This is a genomic window from Tsukamurella strandjordii, from assembly GCF_039525985.1.
Classification (GTDB): Bacteria; Actinomycetota; Actinomycetes; order Mycobacteriales; family Mycobacteriaceae; genus Tsukamurella; species Tsukamurella strandjordii.
Window position 1 is genome coordinate 431959 of the sequence record NZ_BAAAII010000006.1, and the last position, 25247, is coordinate 457205.

22 protein-coding genes are annotated in these 25247 nt (G+C 71.0%); 18 read left to right on the top strand and 4 right to left on the bottom strand.

Annotated elements, in window-relative coordinates:
- Window positions 1-32: 32 nt before the first annotated feature.
- Genes ABD108_RS13255 through ABD108_RS13270 form a run of 4 tightly spaced genes read left to right on the top strand, consistent with a single transcriptional unit; the run spans window position 33 to window position 3833 of the window.
- Entirely contained in the window at window positions 33-1271 is a 1239-nt protein-coding gene (locus ABD108_RS13255; protein WP_343930519.1) for a M50 family metallopeptidase, read from the top strand.
- 16 nt (window positions 1272-1287) lie between these two features.
- Window positions 1288-2439, top strand: a complete 1152-nt coding sequence (ispG, locus tag ABD108_RS13260) for a flavodoxin-dependent (E)-4-hydroxy-3-methylbut-2-enyl-diphosphate synthase (protein WP_343930520.1) — start codon at window positions 1288-1290, stop codon at window positions 2437-2439.
- 33 nt (window positions 2440-2472) lie between these two features.
- Entirely contained in the window at window positions 2473-3306 is an 834-nt protein-coding gene (locus tag ABD108_RS13265; protein WP_343930521.1) for a GNAT family N-acetyltransferase, read from the top strand.
- A 50-nt stretch (window positions 3307-3356) separates the two neighbouring features.
- Complete coding sequence (locus ABD108_RS13270) at window positions 3357-3833, top strand: DUF456 domain-containing protein (protein WP_343930522.1); 477 nt, start codon at window positions 3357-3359, stop codon at window positions 3831-3833.
- On the opposite strand, the gene ABD108_RS13275 is transcribed toward ABD108_RS13270, so the two are convergent.
- Complete coding sequence (locus ABD108_RS13275; protein WP_305110886.1) at window positions 3834-4208, bottom strand: ion channel; 375 nt, start codon at window positions 4206-4208, stop codon at window positions 3834-3836.
- A 38-nt stretch (window positions 4209-4246) separates the two neighbouring features.
- Between ABD108_RS13275 and ABD108_RS13280 the strand changes: the two genes are divergently transcribed.
- Window positions 4247-4978, top strand: coding sequence for an SDR family NAD(P)-dependent oxidoreductase (locus ABD108_RS13280; RefSeq protein WP_220659261.1), 732 nt, complete (start codon window positions 4247-4249; stop codon window positions 4976-4978).
- Here the strand turns inward: ABD108_RS13280 and ABD108_RS13285 are convergent, their stop codons facing one another.
- Window positions 4979-6274 (bottom strand): acetyl-CoA C-acyltransferase, encoded by a 1296-nt coding sequence (locus ABD108_RS13285; protein WP_343930523.1) that lies wholly within the window; start codon window positions 6272-6274, stop codon window positions 4979-4981.
- A 124-nt stretch (window positions 6275-6398) separates the two neighbouring features.
- Between ABD108_RS13285 and ABD108_RS13290 the strand changes: the two genes are divergently transcribed.
- The 5 genes from ABD108_RS13290 to ABD108_RS13310 all read left to right on the top strand — a co-directional run bounded on the left by ABD108_RS13290 (window position 6399) and on the right by ABD108_RS13310 (window position 12282).
- Window positions 6399-8237, top strand: coding sequence for a penicillin-binding transpeptidase domain-containing protein (locus ABD108_RS13290; RefSeq protein WP_343930525.1), 1839 nt, complete (start codon window positions 6399-6401; stop codon window positions 8235-8237).
- A gap of 55 nt (window positions 8238-8292) precedes the next feature.
- The gene (locus ABD108_RS13295; protein ID WP_343930526.1) at window positions 8293-8853 is read left to right on the top strand and encodes a GNAT family N-acetyltransferase; all 561 of its coding nucleotides are present in this window, start codon (window positions 8293-8295) and stop codon (window positions 8851-8853) included.
- A gap of 191 nt (window positions 8854-9044) precedes the next feature.
- Window positions 9045-9905, top strand: coding sequence for a type I methionyl aminopeptidase (gene map / locus ABD108_RS13300; protein WP_220659257.1), 861 nt, complete (start codon window positions 9045-9047; stop codon window positions 9903-9905).
- 2 nt (window positions 9906-9907) lie between these two features.
- Window positions 9908-11437, top strand: coding sequence for a cobyric acid synthase (locus ABD108_RS13305; protein ID WP_343930527.1), 1530 nt, complete (start codon window positions 9908-9910; stop codon window positions 11435-11437).
- An 11-nt stretch (window positions 11438-11448) separates the two neighbouring features.
- On the top strand, window positions 11449-12282 hold the full coding sequence (locus ABD108_RS13310; protein ID WP_220659255.1) for an alpha/beta fold hydrolase: 834 nt from the start codon (window positions 11449-11451) through the stop codon (window positions 12280-12282).
- A 113-nt stretch (window positions 12283-12395) separates the two neighbouring features.
- On the opposite strand, the gene ABD108_RS13315 is transcribed toward ABD108_RS13310, so the two are convergent.
- Both ABD108_RS13315 and ABD108_RS13320 read right to left on the bottom strand, forming a co-directional pair.
- Window positions 12396-13793 (bottom strand): mycothione reductase, encoded by a 1398-nt coding sequence (locus ABD108_RS13315; RefSeq protein ID WP_343930649.1) that lies wholly within the window; start codon window positions 13791-13793, stop codon window positions 12396-12398.
- A 14-nt stretch (window positions 13794-13807) separates the two neighbouring features.
- Window positions 13808-14800 carry an alpha/beta hydrolase gene (locus ABD108_RS13320; RefSeq protein WP_343930528.1) on the bottom strand — a complete coding sequence of 331 codons (993 nt, stop codon included), beginning with the start codon at window positions 14798-14800 and terminating at the stop codon, window positions 13808-13810.
- 134 nt (window positions 14801-14934) lie between these two features.
- Between ABD108_RS13320 and mqo the strand changes: the two genes are divergently transcribed.
- From mqo to ABD108_RS13360, 8 genes are all read left to right on the top strand, one after another.
- Entirely contained in the window at window positions 14935-16431 is a 1497-nt protein-coding gene (gene mqo, locus ABD108_RS13325) for a malate dehydrogenase (quinone) (RefSeq protein WP_343930529.1), read from the top strand.
- Window positions 16432-16434: 3 nt separating this feature from the next.
- On the top strand, window positions 16435-16866 hold the full coding sequence (locus tag ABD108_RS13330; RefSeq protein ID WP_305110880.1) for a GNAT family N-acetyltransferase: 432 nt from the start codon (window positions 16435-16437) through the stop codon (window positions 16864-16866).
- A complete protein-coding gene (locus tag ABD108_RS13335; RefSeq protein WP_343930530.1) occupies window positions 16859-18721 on the top strand; it encodes a VWA domain-containing protein in 1863 nt (620 codons plus the stop codon). Before ABD108_RS13330 ends, ABD108_RS13335 begins: the two co-directional genes overlap by 8 nt.
- Before the next feature lie 17 nt (window positions 18722-18738).
- The gene (gene cobO, locus ABD108_RS13340; RefSeq protein WP_220659250.1) at window positions 18739-19356 is read left to right on the top strand and encodes a cob(I)yrinic acid a,c-diamide adenosyltransferase; all 618 of its coding nucleotides are present in this window, start codon (window positions 18739-18741) and stop codon (window positions 19354-19356) included.
- A 4-nt stretch (window positions 19357-19360) separates the two neighbouring features.
- Window positions 19361-20701 carry a cobyrinic acid a,c-diamide synthase CobB gene (locus ABD108_RS13345; RefSeq protein WP_343930531.1) on the top strand — a complete coding sequence of 447 codons (1341 nt, stop codon included), beginning with the start codon at window positions 19361-19363 and terminating at the stop codon, window positions 20699-20701.
- Window positions 20702-20764: 63 nt separating this feature from the next.
- Entirely contained in the window at window positions 20765-21370 is a 606-nt protein-coding gene (locus ABD108_RS13350) for a DUF4822 domain-containing protein (RefSeq protein ID WP_343930532.1), read from the top strand.
- A gap of 30 nt (window positions 21371-21400) precedes the next feature.
- On the top strand, window positions 21401-22636 hold the full coding sequence (gene cobA, locus ABD108_RS13355) for a uroporphyrinogen-III C-methyltransferase (protein WP_343930533.1): 1236 nt from the start codon (window positions 21401-21403) through the stop codon (window positions 22634-22636).
- 214 nt (window positions 22637-22850) lie between these two features.
- Window positions 22851-25163 carry an MFS transporter gene (locus ABD108_RS13360; RefSeq protein ID WP_425579787.1) on the top strand — a complete coding sequence of 771 codons (2313 nt, stop codon included), beginning with the start codon at window positions 22851-22853 and terminating at the stop codon, window positions 25161-25163.
- The last annotated feature ends 84 nt before the right edge of the window (window positions 25164-25247 follow it).

Consider the following 25247-nt stretch of genomic DNA (forward strand, 5'->3'; position numbering starts at 1 on the left):
CACCACTGCCGCGCCCCGGTATTCTGGACGCCATGATGTATGGCCTGGGTATCGCGGCGTTCGCGCTGTGCATCCTCGCCTCGATCGCGTGGCACGAGTGCGGGCACATGTGGGCCGCACAGGCCACGGGGATGAAGGTGCGGCGCTACTTCGTGGGCTTCGGGCCCACGCTGTGGTCGACCCGGCGCCCGAAGGGCCCGGACGGGATCGAGTACGGGGTCAAAGCGCTGCCTCTGGGCGGCTTCTGCGATATCGCCGGAATGACGCTGATGGACGAGCTGAAGACGCCCGTCGAGCAGGAGAAGGCGATGTACAAGCAGGCCGCGTGGAAGCGGCTGTTCGTGCTGTTCGCCGGACCGGCGATGAACTTCGTCCTCGGGATCGTCCTGATCTACGGCGTCGCCGTGGTGTCCGGCCTGCCCGCCATCAACACCCCCGCGCAGGCGGCCGTCGCCGGCACCGGCTGTGTCGCCGAAGCCACGACCAAACCGACGCCGGAGGGTAAGCCCGGCCAGCCGATCGGCGAGTGCAAGCCCAGCCCGGCAGCGCAGGCGGGCCTGCAGTTCGGCGACGTCATCGCCTCGGTCAACGGCACTCCCGTGAACGCCGAGACCGTGATCGACGCCCTGCAGAAGGCCTCCGGGCCGATCGCCCTCGGCATCGTCCGGGACGGCCGGGACCAGACGATCACCGTCGATCCCATCATCTCCAAGAAGTGGCGGTCGACCCCCGACGGTAAGGACTTCGCCGAGGTCACCGGGCCCACCATCGGCATCACGGTGGGCACGCTCGGTGTGACGAACCACTACAACCCGCTCACGGCGATCGGCGGCACCGCGGCGTTCACCCTCGACCTCGGTCAGAAGACCGTGGTCGCGATCGGCCAGCTGCCGCAGAAGGTGCCGGCCCTGATCGACGCGATCAAGGGCGAGAAGCGCGGCCTCGACACCCCGCAGTCCATGGTGGGCGCCGCGATGATCGGTGGCGAGGTGGCCGAGCGCGACATGTGGCAGGTCTTCTTCCTGCTGCTCGCCGGCCTCAACCTCATGCTGGGCCTGATCAACCTGCTGCCGGTGCCGCCCTTCGACGGCGGGCACATGGCCGTGGTGATCTTCGAGAAGCTGCGCGACCTGGTGACCGGCCGCAAGGGCGGCCCCGTCGACTACATGAAGCTCGCGCCGCTGACCTACGTGGTGCTCGCCCTCGCCGGCGGGTACATGCTGTTAGTGCTCACCGCCGACATCGTCAATCCCATCAAGCTCTTCAACTGAACTGGAGTAGCAGCACATGTCCGTAGGTTTGGGAATGCCGGCAGCCCCGGCCCCGACGCTCGCACCCCGCCGCAAGACCCGCCAGCTCAACGTGGGCGGAGTCGGCGTCGGCAGCGACAGCCCCATCTCGGTGCAGTCCATGTGCACCACCAAGACCCACGACGTGAACGCCACGCTGCAGCAGATCGCCGAGCTCACCGCGTCCGGCTGCGACATGGTGCGCGTGGCCTGCCCCCGGCAGGAGGACGCCGATGCGCTGCCGATCATCGCCAAGAAGGCGAACATCCCGGTGATCGCGGACATCCACTTCCAGCCGAAGTACATCTTCGCCGCGATCGACGCCGGCTGCGCCGCCGTGCGCGTGAACCCGGGCAACATCAAGGAGTTCGACGGCCGCGTCGGCGAGGTGGCGAAGGCCGCCGGCGCCGCGGGCATCCCGATCCGCATCGGCGTCAACGCCGGCTCGCTCGACAAGCGGCTCATGGAGAAGTACGGCAAGGCCACCCCGGAGGCGCTCGTCGAGTCGGCGCTGTGGGAGGCCTCGCTGTTCGAGGAGCACGGCTTCGGCGACATCAAGATCTCGGTCAAGCACAACGATCCGGTGATCATGGTGGAGGCCTACCGGCAGCTGGCCGCGCAGTGCGACTACCCGCTGCACCTCGGCGTCACCGAGGCCGGCCCCGCCTTCCAGGGCACCATCAAGAGCTCCGTCGCCTTCGGAGCCCTGCTCGCCGAGGGCATCGGCGACACCATCCGTGTCTCCCTCTCGGCCCCGCCGGCCGAGGAGATCAAGGTGGGCGATGCCATCCTGCAGTCGCTGAACCTGCGGCCCCGCAAGCTGGAGATCGTCTCCTGCCCGTCCTGCGGCCGCGCCCAGGTCGATGTCTACAAGCTCGCGAACGAGGTCTCCGCCGGGCTCGAGGGCATGGAGGTGCCGCTGCGCGTGGCCGTCATGGGCTGCGTCGTGAACGGTCCGGGCGAGGCCCGCGAGGCCGACCTCGGTGTGGCCTCCGGCAACGGCAAGGGCCAGATTTTCGTCAAGGGCGAGGTGATCAAGACGGTGCCCGAGGCGCAGATCGTGGAGACCCTGATCGAGGAAGCCCTGCGGATCGCCGAGGAATCGGGGGATAGTGAGGGGAGCGGTACCCCCGTGGTCACCGTGTCCTAGGTAGGCCGTCGCGAAGAGCGTGAGGAGTCGCCCGTGTTGAGGATGCTGCACGAGAGGCCGGTCCCGCCGCGGGATCTGCCCAAGGTGCTGGCCGTCCTCGATGCGGATCCGGTGGCCGCCTGCATGGTGGCCGGGCGTGTCCAGGAGTACGGCACCGATCCCGGTTCGCTCGGCGGCGAGCTGTGGTCGCACCGCGATTCCTCCTCCGCCCTGTGCTTCGCCGGGGCGAACCTCATGCCGCTGCGCGGCGATCTCGATGCGATGCGGTACTTCGCCGGCCGCGCGGGCCGCGGTGCGCGCACCGCCGCATCGGTGGTCGGTCGCGCCGAGCTGGTGCTGCCCCTGTGGTCGGACCTCGAATCGTCGTGGGGCCCGGCGCGGGAGGTCCGCGAGGAGCAGCCGTTGATGGTCATGGCCGGTCCTTCGCGCGCGCCGCACACCGGTGTCCGGCCCGCCCGGATGGCGGAGCTCGACCGCTACCTCGATGCGTCGATCGCGATGTTCACCGCCGAGGTCGGCATCGACCCGCGCATGGGCGACGGGGGCCGCGCCTACCGCCGCCGCGTCGCCAACACGATCCTCAGCGGCCGCGCGTACGTGCTCTTCGACGGTCCCGAGGTCGCCTTCAAGGCCGAGGTCGGGGCCGTTTCGCGCACCGTCGGACAGATCCAGGGCGTATGGGTGCGGCCCGACCTGCGGGGGCGGGGTCTCGGTGGTGCCGGAACGGCGGCCGTCGCCGACGCGGTGCGGCGCACCGGGCGGGTGCCCAGCCTGTACGTCAACAGCTTCAACACCCCGGCCCGCCGCGCCTATGAGCGGGTGGGATTCGAGCAGGTCGCGACCTTCGCCACGGTCCTGTTGACCTGAGTGCGTCACGGCACTCGTGTAAGAGAACGCCTTGCCCTTACTATTCGTGCGTGAATACGTGGGGGTACGTCGCGGTCGTCGCGCTGATGGTGGTCGGACTGTTGGGGATCGTGATCCCGGTGCTGCCGGGTTCCACCCTGGTGGCGCTGGGCGTCCTGATCTGGGCGATCTTCACCGGCGGGTCGGCCTGGGGCGTCTTCGCCGCGGCGCTCGGCTGCATGGTGATCGCGTGGGTGGTCAAGTACTTCGTGGGGCACCGCACCATGGCCAAGGCCGGGGTGGGGAAGTGGTCGCTCGTGGCGGGCGGCGTTTGCGGGATCGTGCTGTTCTTCGTGATCCCCGTGATCGGGCTGCTGATCGGCTTCATCGGTGGCACGTTCGTCGCCGAAGCGCTGCGCCTCAAAGACGTTCGGGCGGGCTGGACCGGGGCGATCGCCGCGACCAAGGCCGCGGGACTGCTCATCCTGATCGAACTCGCCGGCGCGCTGTGCGCCGTGGGGATCTGGTTGCTCGCCGTGCTGAACTGATCAGCCCTGCGGCTCATCGCCCTGGCCGCGCTTGTTGAGCCGACTGACCTTCTCGGTGTTGTTCTGCACGATCGAGCTCGCGAGGGAACCGCCCACCGTCACGAACAGCCCCACCACCAGCACGGCGTAGACCAGCGTGAAGATCTTCGACAGGGTCATCGTGGGGTTGAGATCGCCGTTGCCCATCGGGAGCCCCACGGATACGGCGTAGAACAGCGAATCGATCACCGACCACTTCTCGGCGAGGGTGTAGAAGATCGTCGCCGCGGTCACGATGATGATCAGGCTGAGCACCGCGCCGCGCATCGACGGGTCCCGCCAGCTGGTGCGCACCGCGCCGAAGAACCGCTTGAACATCAGTGTCAGGCCCAACATCACCCCAGCCTAACGAGGCCCCCGCGTAGGGTGTCGGCATGCGATCCGAGGTGGCGGGACTGTTCGATCTCACCGGACGCACCGCTCTGGTCACGGGGGCCAGCTCGGGGATCGGCGCGGCCATCGCGGAGGCGCTCGACGGTGCCGGGGCTCGCGTCCTGCGCACCGGCCGGGACCGTGACCGGCTCGGACCCGAGGGCATCAGCGCCGACCTCGCCGACGGGGTCGACGATCTCATCGCGGCGGTCGACGCGCGTGCCGATGCCGTCGACATCCTGATCAACTGCGCCGGGACCAATCCCCGCCCGCCGCTCGCCGAGATCGACGATGTCCTCTACCGCGAGATCCTCGCGGTGAACCTCGACGCACCCTTCCGGCTGGGACAGCACTACGGTCCGCGGATGGCCGCCCGCGGCTGGGGCCGCATCATCAACGTCGCCTCGACGCAGGCGCACCGCGCCTTCGGCAACAGCGGGGCCTACGGGGTCGCGAAGGCGGGGATCGCCGGACTCACCCGTTCCCAGTCGGAGGCCTGGGCCGCCCGCGGCGTGACCGCCAATTCGCTGACCCCCGGCCTGATCGCGACACCGATGACCACCGCCGTCCTCGCCGATCCCGAACGCGCCGAGTACTTCCGGCGGCGCGCCCACACCGGGACGCTCGGCGCACCGTCGGACTTCGCGGCGGCCGCGGTCTTCCTGGCGGGGGAGGGCTCACGGTTCGTCACCGGCCAGAACCTGTGCGTCGACGGTGGCCTCTCGGTCACCTGATCATTCGACCCGTTCCAGCACCACGCTCGCGCCGTGCCCACCGGCCGCGCAGATCCCGAGCAGCGCGGTCTGCTTACCGGTGCGGGCGAGCTCGTTGGCCATCGTGGTCACCATGCGGGCCCCGGTGGCGCCGAAGGGATGTCCGATCGATACCGAGCCGCCGTGCACGTTCAGCTTGCCCGGGTCGATCTCGCCCACCGGGGTATCGCGGTCGAGTCGCTCCGCCGCCCACTCCGGGCTCGCCAGCGCATCGAGGACCGACAGGGTCTGGGCCGCGAAGGCCTCGTGGATGTCGACGAGGTCGACGTCGTCCAGCTCCAGGCCGGCCTTGTCCAGCGCACGCGGCATCGAGATCGCGGGGCCGATGAGCACCTCGTCGGCGGGGTCGACACTCACGTAGCTCCAGGAGCGGATCGCGGCCAACGGGGCCAGGCCGAGTTCGCGGGCCTTGTCCTCACTCATCACGAGCACGGCCGCGGCACCGTCGGTCAGCGGGCTGGCGTTGCCCGCGGTCACCGTGCCGTCGCGGTTGAAGACGGGGCGCAGGGAGGCCAGCTTCTCGGCGCTGGTGTTGTCGCGGACCAGGCCGTCGCGGGTCACGGTGGTGCCGTCGGGCGTGGTCACCGGGACCACCTCGTCGTCGAAGCGGCCCGAGGCGATGGCGGCGGCGGCCCGGGCGTGCGACCGCGCGGCGTAGGCGTCCTGCGCCTCGCGGGAGATGCCGTGGATCTTCGCCATCTTGTCGGCCGATTCGCCCATCACCTCTCCGGTGGTGCGCTCGGAGATCTTCGGGCGGCTCGGCAGGAGGCCGGTGAACGGGGCGAGCCCCAGCGCGGCACCCACGTAGTCGCGGATCGAGGGCTTGCCCAGGGCCAGCGGTGCCGCGGCCTGGACCAGCTTGTTCGGCAGGTTGACCGAGGCGTTCGACACCGAATCGGAGCCGCCCGCGATCATGATGTCGTACTCACCGCGCTCGATCGCGGCGGCCGCGGTGGTGATGGCCTGTAGGCCGGAGGCGCAGGCGCGGGTCACGGTGTGGCCCTCGACGCCGTGGCCCAGGCCCAGGTCGATGGCCACCTCGCGCGCGATGTTGGGGGCGCCGGCGGGCAGGATCACGCCGCCCCAGACGATGGCCTCGATCCGGTCCGCGACGGCGGGGACGCGGTCCAGCAGGCCCTCGACGGCGCGGCCGGCGAGGGCGATGGTGTCGAGTTGGGCGAAGTCGCCGAAGGCGCGGACGAAGGGGGTGCGGGCGCCGGAGACGATCACGGCGCGCCGGCTCGTGGGAGTGGACATGGCGCTATCTTACTCATGAGTCAGTTCGGTGTGCGGCGCACCGCGGTGAGGTCACTTGCGTCTCAGTCTTCACAGGCCCGCGCGGCAACCCGGCCCGGTCCGCGCACCGTCATACCCTGTCCCGGTGAAGAACCTGCGCACCCGTGTCGTCGTGATCGTCGCCCTCGTGGCGATGGTCGTGTCGGGCGGCTGCGCAACCGCGAACATCAACGGTCCCGGTCCGGTGGCCGTGCGCTTCGGTGCCGCCCTCGCGGACAAGGATCTCGACGGCGCCGCGAACCTCACCACCACGCCCTCCGCCGCCAAGAAGATGCTGCAGGGCACCTTCGAGGGTTTGCAGGCGCGGGGCGTGAAACTCAAAGTGGGGCAGGTGCGTACGCAGGGCTCCACGAGCGCCGTGGACTACGAGTACGTGTGGGATCTGCCCGCCGACCGCGGTAGGTCGAACCGCACGTGGAGCTATCAGGGCACGTTCACCGCGGTACAGGAGAACGGCCAGTGGAAGGTGCGCTGGGACCCGACGGTGCTGCACCCCCGGCTCGGCGCCAATCAGACGATGGTGCTCAAGGCCCTCGCCGCGCCCAAGGCGCCGGTGAACTCGGCATCGGGTGGGTCGGTGCTGGTGCCCGGTGTGGTGACCCGGATCCGCCTGGAGGCCTCGAAGGTCACCGCGCCCACCACGGTGCTCGACGTGGCCGGACAGCTCACGCGCGCACTGCAACCCATCGTCCCGGGGCTCGACCCCGTGCAGCTCACCGAGCAGGCCACCTCGTTCCAGGGGCCCTACGTGGTGGCCACCGTGAACCAGGACGATCTGCGCAAGCTGGCGGGCGATGTGACCGCGCTGCCCGGCGTCACGCTCGTCGAGCAGGCAGATCTGGTGTCCACGGACCGCACCTTCGCGCCCGCGCTCATGTCGTCGATCAAGAAGAACGTGGAGGGCGATCTCGGCGGCACCGACGGCTGGGAAGTGGTGGTGCAGGCCGATACCGGAGCCCAGGTGGTCACCCTCACCAGCACGCCGCCGAAGACCGCCGCCTCCGCCACGGTGAGCATCTCGCCGATCGCGCAGGCCGCGGCGCAGGCCGCGGTGAACACCCGGCGCGACCGGCAGTCGATGATGGTGGTGATCCAGCCGTCCACGGGGAACGTACTGGCCGTGGCGCAGAATCCGGAGGCCGACAAGCTCGGGTCGCTGGCCACCTCCGGCCTGTATCCGCCGGGGTCTACGGGGAAGATCGTCACCGCCACCGCTGCGATCTCCACCGGCACCGCGACGCCCGACACGATCGTGCCGTGCCCCGGAACACTCACCATCGGCGAGCGCGAGGTGCCCAACTACAACCGGTTCGCGCTCGGCGACGTCACCATGCAGCGCGCCTTCGCCCGGTCCTGCAACACCAGCTTCGCCTACCTCGGATCGAAGATGGCCTTCGACGCACTGCCCACGGCCGCCGCGGAACTCGGCGTCGGACCCGAGTACGACATCCAGGGGCTGCCGGTGGCCTCCGGCCAGTACCCCACGCCCAAGGCCATGGTGAACCAGGTCGAGGACAGCTTCGGCCAGGGCGAGGTGCTGGTGAGCCCGTTCTCCATGGCGCTGGTCGCCGCGGCAGTGGCCAAGGGCGGCGCGGTCACTCCGCAGCTGCTGCTGGGCAAGCCGACCAAGGTCGACGGTGACCGCCCGCCGCTGGATCCCCGGGCGGTCGACGGGGTGCGGGCCATGATGCGCGAGGTGGTCGCCTCCGGTACCGCCGAGCTGATCCGCGGGTCCGGCGACATCCTGGGCAAGACCGGTGAGGCCGAGGTCGAGGGCGGCTCGCACGCCTGGTTCGTGGGCTACCGCGGCGATCTCGCCTTCGCGACGATGGTGGTGCTCGGTGGCAGCTCCGACAACGCCGTCGCGGTGACCAAGGAGTTCTTCGACCGGTTCGACGCCCCGGTCGGCGCCGTCCCGAACTGACCGGGTCCCACGGAATTCGGTTGCCCCGCCCCGAAGGCCGGGGAAGGGTGGCGGCATGGGCATCGAACTGATCGCGCCGCGCGCAGACCTGCACGAGGAGTGGTTGCGCAATGTCGCCGAGTGGGGCGATACCGCGCATCATCCGGGGGCGGGCAGCGCGCTGGCCCGCGGTCTCGATCGTCGTGATCCGGCCGGATTCGCCGCCTGGGTGGACCGGCTCGCCGCGAACGCCACGGTCGAGCGGACCGACACCGTGGTGCCCGCGACCAATCGCTGGATCGTTCGGGGCGATCGCTACCTGGGAGCGATTCAGCTCCGCCACGAACTCACCGAGATGCTCGCCGAACTGGGCGGCCACATCGGCTACCACGTGCGTCCCTCGGAGCGCCGGAAGGGCGTCGCCGGCGCTGCGCTCGCACTGATGCTCGCCGAGGCCGCCCGCCTCGGCCTGCCCGAGGTGCTCGTCACCTGCGACGACGACAACATCGGCTCGCGCCGCACCGTCGAATCGGCCGGCGGCGTCCTCGCACGAATCCGGCCCGTCGACGATTACGCCCGCGCGCACGGCTTCACCGCGCCTCTGTGCCACTACTGGATCCCGACCTCCCTGACCTAGCTCCTCCTCTGACCTAGCCCCTCCTGACTTAACAGCGATATGTGTAGGCATCCGCCCAGGACGTCGTGTGGGCTAACGCAGTTAAGTCAGGTTGGGGGCGGAAGAAGAGGGGTGGGAGGGGGAAGTGGAGGGGATGGGAGGGGGATGGGGAGGCGGGGCGACGGGGCGGCGGGGACGATTAGGCTGGAGGGATGACCCGCGCTGCACTCGTCCCCGGCACCGTCTCGCCGCGGCTGGCCGTCCCGTCCCAGATCGCGCGCCCCGAGTACGTCGACAAGAAGTCGGCGAACGAGGGCAACGAGCCGTGGGTGCAGACCCCGGAGACCATCGAGAAGATGCGGCTGGCCTCGCGGATCGCCGCCGACGCGCTGCAGGCCGCGGGCGCGGAGGTGGCGCCCGGAGTCACCACCGACCACCTCGACCGGGTGGCCCACCAGTACATGATCGACCACGGCGCGTACCCGTCGACCCTGGGCTACCGCGGCTTCCCGAAATCGTGCTGCACGAGCCTCAACGAGGTCATCTGCCACGGCATCCCGGACTCGACCGTGATCCAGGACGGCGACATCGTCAACATCGACGTGACCGCCTACATCGACGGCGTGCACGGCGACACCAACGCCACCTTCCTCGCCGGCGACGTCTCCGAGGAGCACCGCCTGCTGGTCGAGCGCACCCGCATCGCCACCGAGCGCGCCATCAAGGCCGTCAAGCCCGGGCGCGAGCTCAACGTGGTCGGCCGCGTGATCGAGGCCTACGCGAATCGGTTCGGCTACACCGTGGTCCGTGACTTCACCGGCCACGGCATCGGCGAGACCTTCCACAACGGCCTCGTGGTGCTGCACTACGACGAGCCGAACGTGGACACCGTGCTCGAACCCGGCATGGTCTTCACCATCGAGCCCATGATCAACCTCGGCGGCCTCGACTACGAGATCTGGCCCGACGGCTGGACCGTGGCCACCACCGACAAGAAGTGGACCGCGCAGTTCGAGCACACCCTCGTCGTGACCGACGACGGTGCCGAGATCCTCACGCTGCCCAGCGCGTAAGCGTGGATCTCCACGGCGCACTGCTGATCGCCGGCGCCACCAGCGACGCCGGCAAGTCCACCGTGACCGCGGGCCTGTGCCGGCTGCTCGCCCGCAACGGTGTGCGGGTGGCGCCGTTCAAGGCGCAGAACATGTCCAACAACTCCGTGGCCACCGTCGAACCCGATGGGACCTCGGGCGAGATCGGCCGCGCACAGGCGACGCAGGCGCTCGCCTGCGGTCTGGCACCGTCGGTCCGGTACAACCCCGTACTGCTCAAGCCCGGCAGCGACCGCCGCTCCCAGCTCGTGCTGCACGGCCGCGCCGTGGGCGATGTCGGCGCGAAGGACTACGTCACCCGCCGCCGCTGGCTGCTCGACGAGGTGACCGCCACCCTGACCGCGCTCCGCGAGGACTTCGACGTGGTGCTCTGCGAGGGCGCCGGGAGCCCCGCCGAGATCAACCTGCGCGCCACCGACATCGCCAACATGGGACTCGCCCAGGCGGCGGACCTCCCCGTGCTCGTGGTGGGCGACATCGACCGAGGGGGCGTCCTGGCGCACCTGGCCGGCACCGTCGCCGTGCTCTCGCCCGCCGATCAGGCCCGCATCTACGGGTTCTTGATCAACCGGTTCCGCGGCGATCCGTCGATCCTCGAGCCCGGCCTGGACCAGCTCGCGGAGATCACCAAGCGCCCCACGCTCGGCGTGCTGCCGCACCTGCCCGACCTGTGGCTCGACGCCGAGGATTCGCTCGCCGCACTCGGCACCGACCTCGTGGGCCCCGGATCGCGCCGCGCCGACGCCCTGCAGGTGGCCGCCATCGCGCTGCCCCGGGTGTCCAACACCACCGATGTCGAGGCGCTCGCCTGTGAGCCCGCCGTGACCGTCCGCTGGACCACCCGTCCCGCCGATGTGGCCGCCGCCGACCTCGTGGTGCTGCCCGGCACCAAGGCCACCGTCTCCGACCTCACCTGGCTGCGTGAGCGCGGGCTCGCCGCGGCCCTCGCGGCCCGCGCCGCCGCCGGACGCCCCGTGGTCGGGATCTGCGGCGGGTACCAGATGCTCGGCCGCAGCATCACCGATCCCACGGGCGTCGAGGCCGCGCCTGGCAGCCGCGTCGAGGGCCTCGGCCTGCTCGACCTCGACATCGAGTTCGGCGCCCGCAAGTGCGTGCGGACGGTGGCGGGCACCGGCCTCGGCGTACCGGCCACGGGCTACGAGATCCACCACGGCGCCGTCGTACGGACCGGCGAGGCACCGCTCCTCGACGGACCCGACGGTCCCGAGGGGGCACTGCACGGCGCCGTCCTCGGCACCCACTGGCACGGGCTGTTCGGCGCCGACGAATTCCGGCGTGCCTACCTGCGCCGCACCTTCCCCGGTACGGACCTCGGCCCGGAATCCAGCTACGACGGTGCGCGATCGGCCCAGCTCGACCGGCTGGCGGACGCGATCGAGGAGCACTGCGATGTGGACACGATCGTCGCACCTTTGCAACGGTCTGGCGTGTTTTCGGCCATCCTGCCGCCGCTTCGCATCGTCAGTGACTAGCGTTATCCACCATGCCGATCGATACTCCGAGCACGGTGCAGGTTCCCGTGGGGTCGTGGACCTTCGACGTCTCGGTCGGGGGACCTGAGCACGGGGTTCCCGTGCTGCTCTTGCACGGGTTTCCGCAGACCGAGGAGTGCTTCGACCAGGTGCGTGAGCGCCTGCACGAGGCCGGATTGCGCACCGTCGCGCCGCGGCAACGCGGGTACAGCGCCGGCGCGCGACCCGAGGGCGTCGACAACTACACGATGAAACAGCTCGCCGAGGACGCCGCGGGTGTGCTCGATGCGCTGGAGATCCCGTACGCGCACCTCGTGGGGCACGGGCTGGGCGCCACCGTGGCGTGGCACTTCGCCGCCGCGTACCCGTTGCGGGCGATGAGCCTCACGGCGGTCTCCTTCGGGCACCCGTCGGCCTTCGGCGAGGCGATGGCCTCGGATCCGGACCAGCGGCAGCGGTCGCGATACCTGGAGCTGTTCCTCACCGAGGGGGAGGCGGAGAAGCAGCTGCTCGACAACAATGCGCGCACGCTGCTGGCGACGGCGCCGGGAGGCGGTATCGACGCGGTGGCGAACAACGCCACGCTGACCGCGGGATTGAACTGGTACCGGGCGAACATGGTGCCCGGTGGCGAGGGCCTGGACTGTCCGGTGATCGAGGTGCCCACCACGCTGGTGTGGGGCACCCGCGATGCGATCGCGGGACAGGCGCAGGCCAGGGGCACCGCCCGGTACCTGCGGGCCGATTACCGGCTCAGCGAGGTACCCGACGGCGACCATTGGCTTCCGCTGCGCGCCCCCTCGGCCCTGGCCTCGGAGATCGCGCTGCGGACGCTACGGAACTGACCTACTTGTCGGAGCCGCAGCTGCAGCTGTCGCCGCAGGAACAGTTCTCACAGGTGCAGTTGGGGTTGGAACAACCGGGTGCATTCAAATCATCGTGATTCATGCATATGACTCTATCGCTCGGTGTGCAGGCCGAGCAAGGCGTTCTCCACCAGTTCCGGCAGCGCCGGATGGATCCAGTACTGGCCGCGCGCGAACTCCTTCGCGGGGATCGAGAACGACATCGCCGTGATCGCGGACTGGATCAGCGCCGAGGCCTGGTGCCCCACGATGTGCGCGCCGACCAACAACCCGGTCGAGCGGTCGGCGATCAGCTTGCACATGCCCTCGGGATCGCCCATGGCCCAGCCGTAGGCGATATCGGAGTACTTCTGCTCCGCCACCGCCACATCGATGCCCCGGTCCCGGGCCACGGCCTCGGTGAGGCCCACCGAGGCCACCTGCGGGCGGCTGAAGACGGCGCCCGGCACGAACCGGTGATCAGTGGTGGCGGCCGGAGCATCCCACCCGGACAACAGGTTCTCGGCGACCACCCGGGCCTCGTGATTGGCCACGTGTCGCAGTGGGAAGGGCGTGCTCACATCGCCCAGCGCCCACACCCCGCGCACCGGGGTGCGCTGATGCTCGTCCACCGGGATGCGGCCCGCGTCGTCGAGCTCCAGCCCGATGGCCGATGTGGCCAGCGTGTCCCCGTTCGGGGTGCGGCCGGTGGCCACCAGCAGGACGTCACCCGCCACCGTCGAACCGTCGGTGAGATCGACCTCCACGCCGTCACCCACGGCGCGGGTGGCCGTCACCTCGGTCGACAGTCGCACGTCCCAGCGCTGCGAGACCTCCTCGGTGAAGAGCTCCGCGATCGACTCGTCCTGCGAGCGCAGCAGCCGCGGACCGCGCGCGATCACCGTGACCTCCGCGCCGAGTCCGGCGAAGACGTGCGCGAACTCCGCGGCGATGTAGCCGCCGCCCACGATGATCACCCGTCCCGGCAGCGCGTCGAGCCGCATGATCGAGTCGTTGGTGTGGAACGGGGCCGTGCCCTCGGCGAAGACCGGCGGGATCACCGGGCGTGAGCCGGCTGCGAGCACCACCTCCCGGCCCGCGACCACCGTGCCGTCCGCCAACTCCAGGCGGTGCACGCCGTCGCCCGAGTCGGGCAGGAACCACGCCTCCTGCTGGAAGACGGTGATGTTGGGGCACTTGTCCACCCGGTACCGCAGCCCGCCCGCCGCGTACCGGTCGATCCGGCCGAAGACGCGGTCGCGGATCGCCGGCCAGTGCGTCGCGGTGATCTCGGCGTCCACGCCCACGGGCCCCGCGTCGCGCGCCTCGTCGGCCACATCGGCGGGCCATACGAACATCTTGGTGGGGATGCAGCCCACGTTGAGGCAGGTGCCGCCGTAGGCGCCGTTGTAATCCATGCCCTTGTCGACGATGGCGATCGAGCGGTCGTCGAAGCGCTCGTCGGGAATCGTGTTCCCGGCGCCCGACCCCACGATCACCAGGTCGAAGATCTGCTCGCCCATCGTCATGCCTCGATCTCGCGCGCCAGCCACCCGCGCAGCTCCGCGTACGCCCGATCGCGCGCCGGCTGCTCGGACAGGAAGACGTCGTGCTTGGCCTCGGGGATCGGCACCACGGTCAGCCGATTACCCAGGGCGCCCGACCACTTCGCGATCTGCCGGGTGTCCAGCACGATATCGGCGCGGGCCGCCTCGGGGCTGTACTCCTTGGGCGCGAAGCTCTTCGTGGACCGCAGCACGAGCGACGGGACGCCCACATCGAGGCCGCGGTGCAACAGGCTGTGCGCCACCCGGACCGCGCGCAGCCACCCGAACCGCACGGGGAATCCCTCGATCGGCTTGATCCGCACATCGAAGTCGAACTCACCGTGCTCGCTCGCGTGGATGGTCTGCCCGTAGACGCCCACCGCCTCGACCGGCACGATGCGGGTGCCCACCGCCTTGCCGATGAGCTTGACCACCGGTGTCGCGACCTCGCGCAGCACCGCCGAGCCCTGCAGGTCGAACCACGGGCTGTCGAGCACCAGGCCGATGACCGGGGAGGTGCGTCCCGCGCGGCGGCGGCGATCGAGCCACAGCGGGGTGATGAGCCCGCCGGTGGAGTGCGCGGCCACCACGACGCCCAGGCCCGGGTGCTCGGCCTCGATCGCGGCCACCGCCAGATCGAGCTCGGTGTCGTAGACGCTGAAGTCGGTGGCGTAGTGCGCCGACTGCCCGTCCCGCAGCGACCTGCCGCACTTGCGGAGGTCGAGCGCGTAGAAGGCGTAACCGCGATCGGCGAAGAACTCGGCGACCGCGGTCTGGAAGAAGTAGTCCGAGAAGCCGTGCACCCACAGCACAGCGCGTTGTGGGTCCTTCGGGCCTGCAACATGCTTGACCAGGGTCGCCACGATGTCACCACCGGGCTCGCCGTCCGGGTCGGGCCCCAGGTCGAAGGTGTGCGCGACGTAGTCGTCGCCGAGGATGTCGGGGGAGTAGGTCAGCTCAGTGGTCGCCACGCCATCACTGTAGTGAGCGCGGCCACCCGACGTGCCGCGCGTGGGCCCGCCGCCGCGGAGTAAGGTTCTGGCCCAGACGCGAGGTCTGGCAACCCGGCCTCGAATGCGAAACACCTCGAGGAGTGAATAGCCTGATGGCCCGTAACGTGATCACCACGGACGTCGCGCTCGTGGGAGCCGGGATCATGAGCGCCACGCTCGGCACCCTGATCCGCAAGCTGGAGCCCAGCTGGTCGGTCTCGGTCTTCGAGGCGCTCGACGCCGCGGCCGCCGAGTCGTCCGATCCGTGGAACAACGCGGGCACCGGCCACTCCGCGCTGTGCGAGCTGAACTACACGCCGCAGGCCGCCGACGGCTCCGTGGACATCAGCAAGGCCATCGCGATCAACGAGCAGTTCCAGGTCTCGCGCCAGTTCTGGGCGTACGCCGTGGACGCCGGCATCCTCGAGAAGCCCGCCGAGTTCATCAACCCGATCCCGCACGCCAGCTTCGTGCACGGCGCCGACAACGTCGAGTACCTCCGCAAGCGCTACGACGCGCTGTCCGGCCAGACGCTGTTCGAGGGCATGGAGTACTTCACCGACCCCGCCACCTTCAGCGAGCGGCTCCCGATCATGGCCGCCGGCCGCAACTTCGGCGATCCGGTCGCCGTGAACTGGTACGAGGGCGGCACCGACGTCGACTTCGGCTCGCTCACCAAGAAGCTGGTCAACTTCATCGGCAAGGGCGGCTCGGTGCACTTCGGCACCAAGGTCACCAACCTCAAGCGCACCAAGGACGGCTGGCGGCTCACCGTCAAGAACCAGCGCACCCTCGAGATCACCCACGTCGACGCGCGTTTCGTCTTCGTCGGCGCCGGCGGCGGCGCGCTGCCGCTGCTGCAGAAGTCCGGCATCAAGGAGGCCAAGGGCTTCGGCGGCTTCCCCGTGTCCGGACAGTTCTTCCGGTGCCACAACCCCGAGCTCATCGACAACCACGCCGCCAAGGTGTACGGCAAGGCCGCGGTCGGCGCTCCGCCGATGTCGGTGCCGCACCTGGACACCCGCGTCATCGACGGGAACAAGGGCCTGCTGTTCGGTCCCTACGCCGGCTTCTCGCCCAAGTTCCTCAAGGCCGGCAAGTACACCGACCTCCCGATGTCGGTGAAGCCGAACAACCTCATCCCCATGCTCGCCGTGGGCATGAAGGAGATGGGCCTGACCAAGTACCTCATCGGCGAGCTGACCCAGTCGCCCGCCGACCGCGTGAAGACGCTCTCGGAGTTCGTGCCCCGCGCCGAGGGCAGTGATTGGGACCTGATCACCGCCGGCCAGCGCGTCCAGGTGATCCGCAAGGGTCCCGGCGGCGGCAACCTCGAATTCGGCACCGCCGTGATCGCCGCCAAGGACGAGTCGATCGCCGGCCTGCTGGGTGCATCCCCGGGCGCATCGACCGCCGTGCCGGCCATGCTGGACGTGCTCGGTAAGTGCTTCCCCAAGCACATGCAGGCCTGGAAGCCCTTGCTGCAGGAGATGATCCCCTCCTACGGCACCACCCTCAACGACAACAAGCCGCTGTTCCAGCAGGTGTGGGACTGGACCGACCGCACGCTGCAGCTGGCGCCCGGCGTCGGGGCAGATTCCCAGGGCTGATCCGTGCTCCGCGCCACCGGCGATGAGCTCGATGCGCGCACCCTGTACGCGTTGCTGAAGCTGCGTGCCGAGGTCTTCATCGCCGAACAGCAGAGCCCGTGGCTCGACGTGGACGGCCGGGACCTCGACCCGTCGACCGTGCACCTCTGGCTCGCCCAGGGCGATGCGGCGGTCGCCACCGTCCGGGTCACCGACGAGGGCGACGGCGTGGTGCGGATCGGCCGGGTGTGCGCGGCACCGTCGCACCGCGGACGCGGCCTGATCGGCGGACTCATGGCGGCCGCCCTCGCCGAGACCGGCGCTCGCCCAGCACTGCTCGATGCGCAGACCCACCTGGAGCCGATGTACGCCAAGTACGGCTTCGCCGTGTGCGGGGACGAGTTCGTCGAGGACGGCGTCCCGCACGTCCCCATGAGGAGGGCCGCCGATGTCTGACCGCTACCCGTTCAGCGCGATCGTGGGGCACGACGAGCTGCGCCTCGCTCTCGCACTGTGCGCCATCGCCCCCGCCGTCGGCGGCGTGCTCGTGCGCGGCGAGAAGGGCACCGCGAAATCGACTGCGGCGCGGGCGCTCGCACCGCTGCTGCCGCCCCGCCCCGACGGATCGCCGGCCCGGCTGGTGGAACTGCCGATCGGCGCCACCGAGGACCGCGTGGTGGGCTCGCTGGACCTGCACCGCGCCCTCGGTGAGGGCGCCGTCGACTTCACGCCGGGCGTGCTGGCCGACGCCGACGGCGGCATCCTCTACGTGGACGAGGTGAACCTGCTCTCGGACCACCTGGTGGACGTCCTGCTCGACGCCGCCGCGATGGGGAGGGTCAGCGTGGAGCGCGATGCGGTCTCCCGGTCGTACCCGGCGCGATTCGTCCTGGTGGGCACCATGAACCCGGAGGAGGGGGAGCTGCGGCCGCAGCTGCTGGACCGCTTCGGGCTCGCCGTGGACGTGCACGCCAGCCGCGAGGTGGACACCCGCGTCGAGGTGATGCGCCGCCGGCTCGCCTTCGAGGCCGATCCCGAGGAGTTCGCCGCCCGGTACGCCGCCGACGATGCCGCACTCGCGCAACGGATCTCCGCGGCCCGGGACCGGCTCCCGCGGGTGGTGCTCCCCGATGCCGAACTGCGCCGGATCGCCGCCGTCTGCGCCGCCTTCGATGTGGACGGCATGCGCGCCGACCTCGTGATCGCCCGCGCCGCAACAGCGCACGCCGCCTGGCGCGGGGCCGACGAGGTCACCGAGGACGACGTGCGGATCGCCGCGGCGCTGGCCCTGCCGCACCGCAAGCGCCGCGATCCCTTCGACGAGCCGGGCCTCGACGATCACGAGCTCGACCAGGCCTTCGACGACGCCCGCCAGGACGCCGCCAGCGACCCCGATCCGGACCCCGATCCCGACGGCCCCGACGGCGGTGGCGAGCCCTCGGATCCACCTCCGCCGGCAGCTGATTCGGTCGGCGATGCGGACGAGGGAACTCCGCAGGGCGCCCCGATCCCCACCGGCCGGCACCGTACCGTCGGCAAGCTCACCGTGCCGGGGCTCGGCACCGGCGGCGCCACCGGTCGCCGTTCCAAGGCGCGATCCGACCGCGGCAGCGTGGTGCGGGCGGCACCCGCCGGCACCGGGACCGGCCTGCATCTCGTTGCCACCCTGCGCGCCGCCGCCCTGCGGCAGGGCGCGCGCGGCCGCACCACCGGACCGCTCCGCCTGGCCGGCGACGACCTGCGCTCGCCGATCCGCGAGGCCACCGAGGGCAATCTGGTGGTCTTCGTCGTGGACCTGTCCGGCTCGATGGCCGCCCGCGACCGGCTCGCCCTGGTCGGCGAGGCCGCCGTCTCGCTCCTGCGGGATGCCTATCAGCGCCGCGACAAGGTGGCCGTGATCGGCTTCCGCGGTGCCGAGGCCACGCTGCTCGTGCCGCCCACCCGGTCCGTCGACGTGGCGGTGGGCCGCCTGGCCCGCGCCCGCACGGGCGGACGGACCCCGCTCGCCGAGGGCATCGTCGAGGCGCGACGTCTGCTCCGCCGGGAGGCGCTGCGGCCGGATGCCCGCCTCCCGCTCGTGGTGCTGCTCACCGACGGCCGCGCCACCGCCGGCCGCGGTCCGCTGCCCCGCGCGGTGGCCGCCGCCGCCGGCCTGCACGCGGACGGGCACGCGAGCGTCGTGGTGGACTGCGAGACCTCGATGGTCCGCCTCGGACTCGCCGCGCGCATTGCGAACGCCGCAGGCGCAGAACTGATCCCGCTTGACGGACTCGGCCCGCGCGGTCTCGCGCACGCCACCCGCGCAGCCTGAATCGAAGGAGACGCCTCGTGCCCCAGGGCAAGGTCGAATCGGTGCCGCAGGACGGCCTCACCACCCGTCAGCGTCGGAATCAGCCGGTGCTCGCCGTGCACACCGGCCCCGGCAAGGGGAAGTCGACGGCCGCCTTCGGCATGGCCATGCGCGCCTGGAACCAGGGCTTTCCGATCGGCGTCTTCCAGTTCGTCAAGAGCGCGAAGTGGAAGGTCGGCGAAGAGGCCACCATGCTCGCGCTGAACGAGCTGCACGAGCGCACCGGAGCCGGCGGCCCCGTCGAATGGCACAAGATGGGCCAGGGCTGGTCCTGGCTGCGCCGCGACGACGACGCCGAACAGGACCACGCCGAGGCCGCCCGCGCCGGATGGGCGGAGATCTCCCGCCGGCTCTCGGCGCAGCAGCACCGGTTCTACGTGCTCGACGAGTTCACCTACCCGCTCAAGTGGGGCTGGATCGACACCGAGGAGGTCGTCGCCACCCTGCTCGACCGCCCCGGCAACCAGCACGTGGTGATCACCGGCCGCGACGCACCGCAGGCGCTCATCGACGCCGCCGATCTGGTGACCGAGATGACCAAGATCAAGCACCCCATGGACGCGGGACGTAAGGGCCAGCGGGGCATCGAATGGTGACCGTGTGGTGACCCCCGCGGTCGTGATCGCGGCGCCGGCCTCGGGCAGCGGCAAAACCACCATCGCCACCGGGCTGATGGGCGCGCTGGCCCGCACCGGCACCGTCGCCCCGTTCAAGGTGGGGCCCGACTACATCGACCCCGGCTACCACGCCCTCGCCGCCGGCCGCCCCGGCCGCAACCTCGATCCCGTGCTGTGCGGCGAGCACCGCGTGGCGCCCCTGTACCGGCACGGCGCCGCGGACGCCGATATCGCGGTGATCGAGGGCGTGATGGGGCTGTTCGACGGCCGCATCACCGGCGACGGTCGTGCCGAGGGCATCGGCTCGACCGCCGATGTCGCCGAATCACTCGGCGCACCGGTGATCCTCGTGGTGGACGTGCGCGGCCACTCCCAGTCGCTCGCCGCGCTGCTCGCCGGTTTCGCCACCTACCGGCCCGGGGTGTCCGTGGCCGGCGTGATCCTCAACCGGGTGTCCAGCGCCCGCCACGAGCGCGTGCTCCGCGACGCGTGCGCGCACGCGGGGATCGAGGCCGTCGGCGCCGTGCCCAGCGCCGCCGAACTCGACGTCCCGTCTCGGCACCTCGGGCTGATCCCCGCCGCCGAACGCGGCGCCGCCGCGCTCGACGCCGTCGCCGCGATGACCGACCTCGTCGCGCAGCACGTGGACGTCGCGCTGGTCCGGGCGATCGCACGGCGGGTGCCCGACGGTCCCGCCTGGGACCCGGCCGACGAGGTGACCCGCGCCGGAAGCCCGACGGTGGCGCTCGCCGGCGGTCCGGCGTTCAGCTTCGGCTACGCCGAACACGAGGAACTGCTCGCCGCGGCGGGAGCGGTCGTCCGCCGGTTCGACCCACTCACCGATCCGCTACCCGAGGCCACCGCCGCGGTCGTCCTGCCCGGCGGCTTCCCCGAGGTGTACGCGGAGAAACTGGCCGCCAACGCGGAGTTGCGCGGGCAGATCCGCGCGCTGGTCGCGGGCGGGGGCCTGGTGCACGCCGAGTGCGCGGGCCTGCTGTACCTGGCCGAGACGCTCGACGGCGTGCCGATGTGCGGTGTGGTCCCGGGCGCCGCCACCTTCACCCCGCGGCTGCGTCTGGGCTACCGCGACGCCGTCGCGCTCACCGCCGGCCCGCTGTTCACGGTGGGGGAGCGCGTGACCGGGCACGAATTCCACCGCACGCACCTCGCCGCGTCGAGCACGCCGGCCTGGGGTTGGCGCGACGGTGACGGCGCCGCCGCGGTCGACGGACATGTGGCACCGGGCGTGCACTCCTCGTATCTGCACGTGCACCCTGCCGGATACCCCGAGGTCGCCGAACGCCTGGTCAGAGCCGTGGTCTGAGGAGTTCGTCTCACCACGATCGGCAATGCTGACTCGGCCCGGCCGGTGCGGTATGAACTGTGCATGCACAAGACCGTGAAGACCCTCGCCGTGACCGCCGTCGCCGCCGCCCTCGTCACCACCTCCGCCTGCGCCGCCGGTTCCTACGCCGCGCCCGGTGCCGGATCGTCGTCCTCCTCCGCCAAGCCCAGCGCCTCCGCCAAGCCCAGCGCGTCGGTCAAGCCGAGCGCGTCGGCCAAGCCCAGCGCGGCACCGTCGTCCAGCCGCCCCACCCCGGTCCAGGCCGGCACCCCCGCCGCCACCCTCGCCGCCACCGCGTGGGAGACCACCGGCGCGAAGAACGCCCAGGGCGAGAAGGTGGCGCTCACCGACGCCAACGTCAAGAACTACGTCGGGTGGGCCTACTTCAAGAAGGACGGCACCTTCACCCTCTACAACCTCGACGACACCGCCAAGGGCCAGGGCGACTGGTCGGTCTCGCCCGACGGCAAGACCCGCACCATCGTGGCCAAGGACAAGTCGGGCAAGGTCCAGTACCGCCGCGTGGTCGACATCGTCAAGCTCACCGACTCCGAGTTCACCTACCGCGTGTACCCGGACGCCTCCAACAAGGCCGTGTACTACGACATCGTGCACACCCCCACCAAGCACGCCGAGCCCCGCGCGTAACTCCCGGAGCCGCTCGCTAGGCTTTCCGGAATGACGAGTGCCACGCCCGCGCGCGATCCCTACCTGGTCGGACTGGATCTGCGTGGCCGCAAGGTGGTGCTGATCGGAGCCGGAACCGTGGTTCAGCGTCGTCTGCCCCCGCTGCTCGCAGCGGGGGCAGACGTGCATGTGGTGGCGCCCGAGGCCACCCCGGCCGTGGAATCCACGCCCGGCATCACGTGGCACCGCCGCGAGTACGCCGCCGGCGACCTGGCCGGCGCCTGGTACGCGCTCGCCGCCACCGACGATCCGGACGTCAACGCCCGGGTGGTGGCCGAGGCCGAGGCGCAGCGCACCTTCTGCGTCCGCGCCGATCTGGCCCGGGAGGGCACCGCCGTCACGCCCGCCACCGTGGCGACCGACGGGCTGCAGGTGGGCGTGCTGGCCGCCGGCGATCACCGACGGTCCGCGGCCGTGCGCAACGCGCTCGGCGCCGTCCTCACCGGCACCGAGGCCGCGCGCCCGAGCCGCAAGCCCGAGGGCGTGGCCCTGGTCGGCGGGGGACCGGGCGATCCCGACCTCATCACCGTGCGCGGGCGCGCGCTGCTGGCCGTGGCCGATGTGGTGGTCGCCGACCGGCTCGCGCCGCCGCGGCTGCTGGCCGAACTCGCCCCGAACGTCGAGGTGATCGACGCCGCCAAGGTGCCCTACGGCCGGGCGATGGCGCAGCAGGCGATCAACCAGGTGCTCATCGACCGCGCCCGGGAGGGCAAGTTCGTGGTGCGGCTCAAGGGCGGCGACCCCTATGTCTTCGGCCGCGGCTACGAGGAACTGGAGGCGCTCGCCGCCGAGGGCATCCCCGTCACCGTGGTTCCGGGCATCACCAGCTCGATCGCCGCACCGTCGGCCGCCGGGATCCCGGTGACCCACCGTGGCGTGACGCACGAGTTCGTCGTGGTCTCGGGCCACGTGCCGCCCGGCCACCCCGACAGCCTGGTGGACTGGGATGCGCTGGGGCGGCTGCGCGGCACCGTCGTGGTGCTCATGGCGGTCGAGCGGCTCGGCGTGATCGCCGACGCGCTGATCGCGGGCGGACGGTCCGCCGACACCCCCGCCGCCGTGGTCGAGAACGCCACCACCGGCGGGCAGCGGACCGTGCGCGGCACGCTCGCGACGATCGCCGCCGACGCCGCGGCCGCCGACGTGAAGCCGCCCGCCGTGCTCGTGGTGGGTCCCGTCGCCGGTTTCACGGCACCGGACGCGTCCGAAAACCCAGCCGCCGGGTAGCTTTCGGGCGTGTCGCCGCAATTGTGACGGGCGCCGGTCACGCTCCCGGATCGCCCCGCGGATCGGACCCCTGGACTGGGAAAACAGGCGCGGATGATGGGTGCAGACCGCACGCAGTTGCTGTCACTTCCGCAACATGAGCCTCAAACAGCACCATGATTGATTTCCGACGGAGTTCTACCAACCGGTAGCCTCGGACCCCATGACCTCAACGATGGCCCCCGGGGCCCCGGCGCAGACGTATCGCGTCAAGGGAAGCGCTCTCGGTCTCGCCATCGTGGTCCTGTCCGGCATGATGTTCCTCGCCGTGCTGGACGGCACCGTGGTGTTCATCGCAATGCCCAGCATCCAGGACGCGATGCACCTCTCGGACGCCGCGAAGATCTGGGTGTTCGGGGCCTACGTCCTCACCTTCGGCGGGTTCATGCTGCTGGGCGGCAGGCTCGGCGACACCTTCGGCCGCAAGAAGATGTTCATCTTCGGCGTCTCCGGATTCACCATCGCCTCCCTGCTCACGGGCTTCGCACCGAACGAGGCCCTCCTGCTCGCCGCGCGCGCGGGACAGGGCTTCTTCGCCGCCATCGCCTGTCCCACCGCGCTCGCGCTGATCGCCACCACCTTCGCCCCCGGTAAGGCCCGCAACCAGGCCTTCGCGATCTTCGGCGCCATGGCCGGACTGGGCTCGGTCGCGGGCCTCGTCGCCGGCGGTCTGCTCGCCACCATCGACTGGCGCCTCGTCTTCTGGATCAACATCCCGATCGGCATCGTCTGCGTGATCGGCGCGATCGTCTCGCTGGAGGAGTCCACCTCCGAGCGCCGGCACGCGCTCGACGTCAAGGGTGCGATTCTCGCCGTCACCGGCTGCGTCGCCGGTGTGTACGCGCTGACGATGGGCCCCGAGGTGCACTGGCAGTCGCCGTCGGTGTACATCGCCGCCGTCGTCTGCGTGGTGAGCCTTGCGGTCTTCCTGCAGGTCGAGCGCACCGCGAAGAACCCGATCCTGCCCTTCTCGCTGTTCCGCAACAAGAACCGCGTCGCCGCGATGGTGGCCATCCTGGTGTGCGGCGCGCTGATCCCCACCCTGGGCTTCTACGTGGCGCAGACCTTCCAGCAGGTGCTCGGCTACACGCCGCTGCAGTCCGGCCTCGCGCTGGTCCCGTTCGCCGTGGGCATGGGCATCTCCGCGCCGATCTCCGGCAAGCTGGCCCTGAAGTTCCAGCCCCGCTGGCTGGTGGCCATCGGCGGCCTCATCGTCTTCCTGCCGTGCCTGTACGTGCCCACGCTGATGACCAGGGACCCGGCCACGGTCGACTACTTCCCGTACATCGGCATCCCGGTCTTCATCATCGGCCTCGGCGTCGGCTTCGCCATGATCCCGCTGCCCGTCTGCGCCCTCGCCGGCGTGCGTCCCTCCGAGACCGGTCCGATGTCGGCGCTGGTCGAGGTGTGCCAGAACCTGGGCGGCATCATCGGCCTGGCCTCGGTGCAGGTGCTGGTGACCTCGCGGATCATGAAGGAGGGCGGTCCCACCACCGGTGAGATCACCCACGACCTGCTCACCGAGTCGCAGCGCCAGGCGCTGGCCTCGGGGTACGGCCTGGCGTTCATCGCCTGCGCGGCGATCCTCATCCTCGCCGGCCTGGTGGTGGTGCCCTTCATGCGGTTCACCCCCGAAGAGGTGGCCGAGGGCCAGGCGGCGCAGGAGTCCAACAAGTCCGGCGGCTCGATCCCGTCCACCTCGTTCCCGGCGCAGGCCTTCGAAGAGGACGACGTCGACGACGACTGGGAGCCGCTCGAGGGCGACGTCACCTCCGGGTCGTTCGCGGCCATCCGGCGCGAGGACTTCGATCGCGCCTACAACGAGCAGCCGGGCGATCCCGAGCCGGTGTACTTCACCGACCGCTTCCGCGCGATCAAGCGCCCGCAGGAGCCGCAGCCGCCGACCGCGCAGGTGCCCGTGGCACCGCCGCAGCGCCCCGTCGGGCCCTCGCAGCCGCAGCAGGCCTACTCGCACCCGAGTGATCCGCTGCCGCGCCGCACCTCGCAACCGGGCGACGATCTCGCGGGAGTCGCGCGACCGTCGGGCCCGATCCGTCGCGAGAGCGCCGATCTGCAGCGTCCCGCCGTCCCGCCGCGGCCGGCGCCCGCACCGCGGCCCGCGCCGAGCGCGCAGTACCCGGTGGACCCGCAGCAGCAGCGCCCCGGCGCACCCCGGCAGAGTCGGCCGATCGCTCGCCCGGGGTCGGCCCCGCAGCACCCGAGCGCCCCGATCCGGCGCCCGAGCGGCCAGATGAACCGTCCGAGTGCCCCGGTGCAGCGTCCGAGCCAGCCGATGGCGCGTCCGCCGCAGGCCCCGGCACCCGAGCCGCAGTTCGTGCCGCCGGCACCCGAGCCCCAGTTCGTGCCGCCGGCACCCCGGCAGGGGGGACGGCACGCGATGCCCGAGGACGGTCTGCACCATTCGGCGCCGTCGGCGCAGGCGGATCGCGTCAGCCGCGCTCGCCGGCATCGCCGCGAGGACGACTGACGCGGCCGCTGGTCACTCGTGACCCAATCGTCACTCTGATTGCATTCCGCACACCTGCTATCACCCGGTAGCCTCGGAACCCAT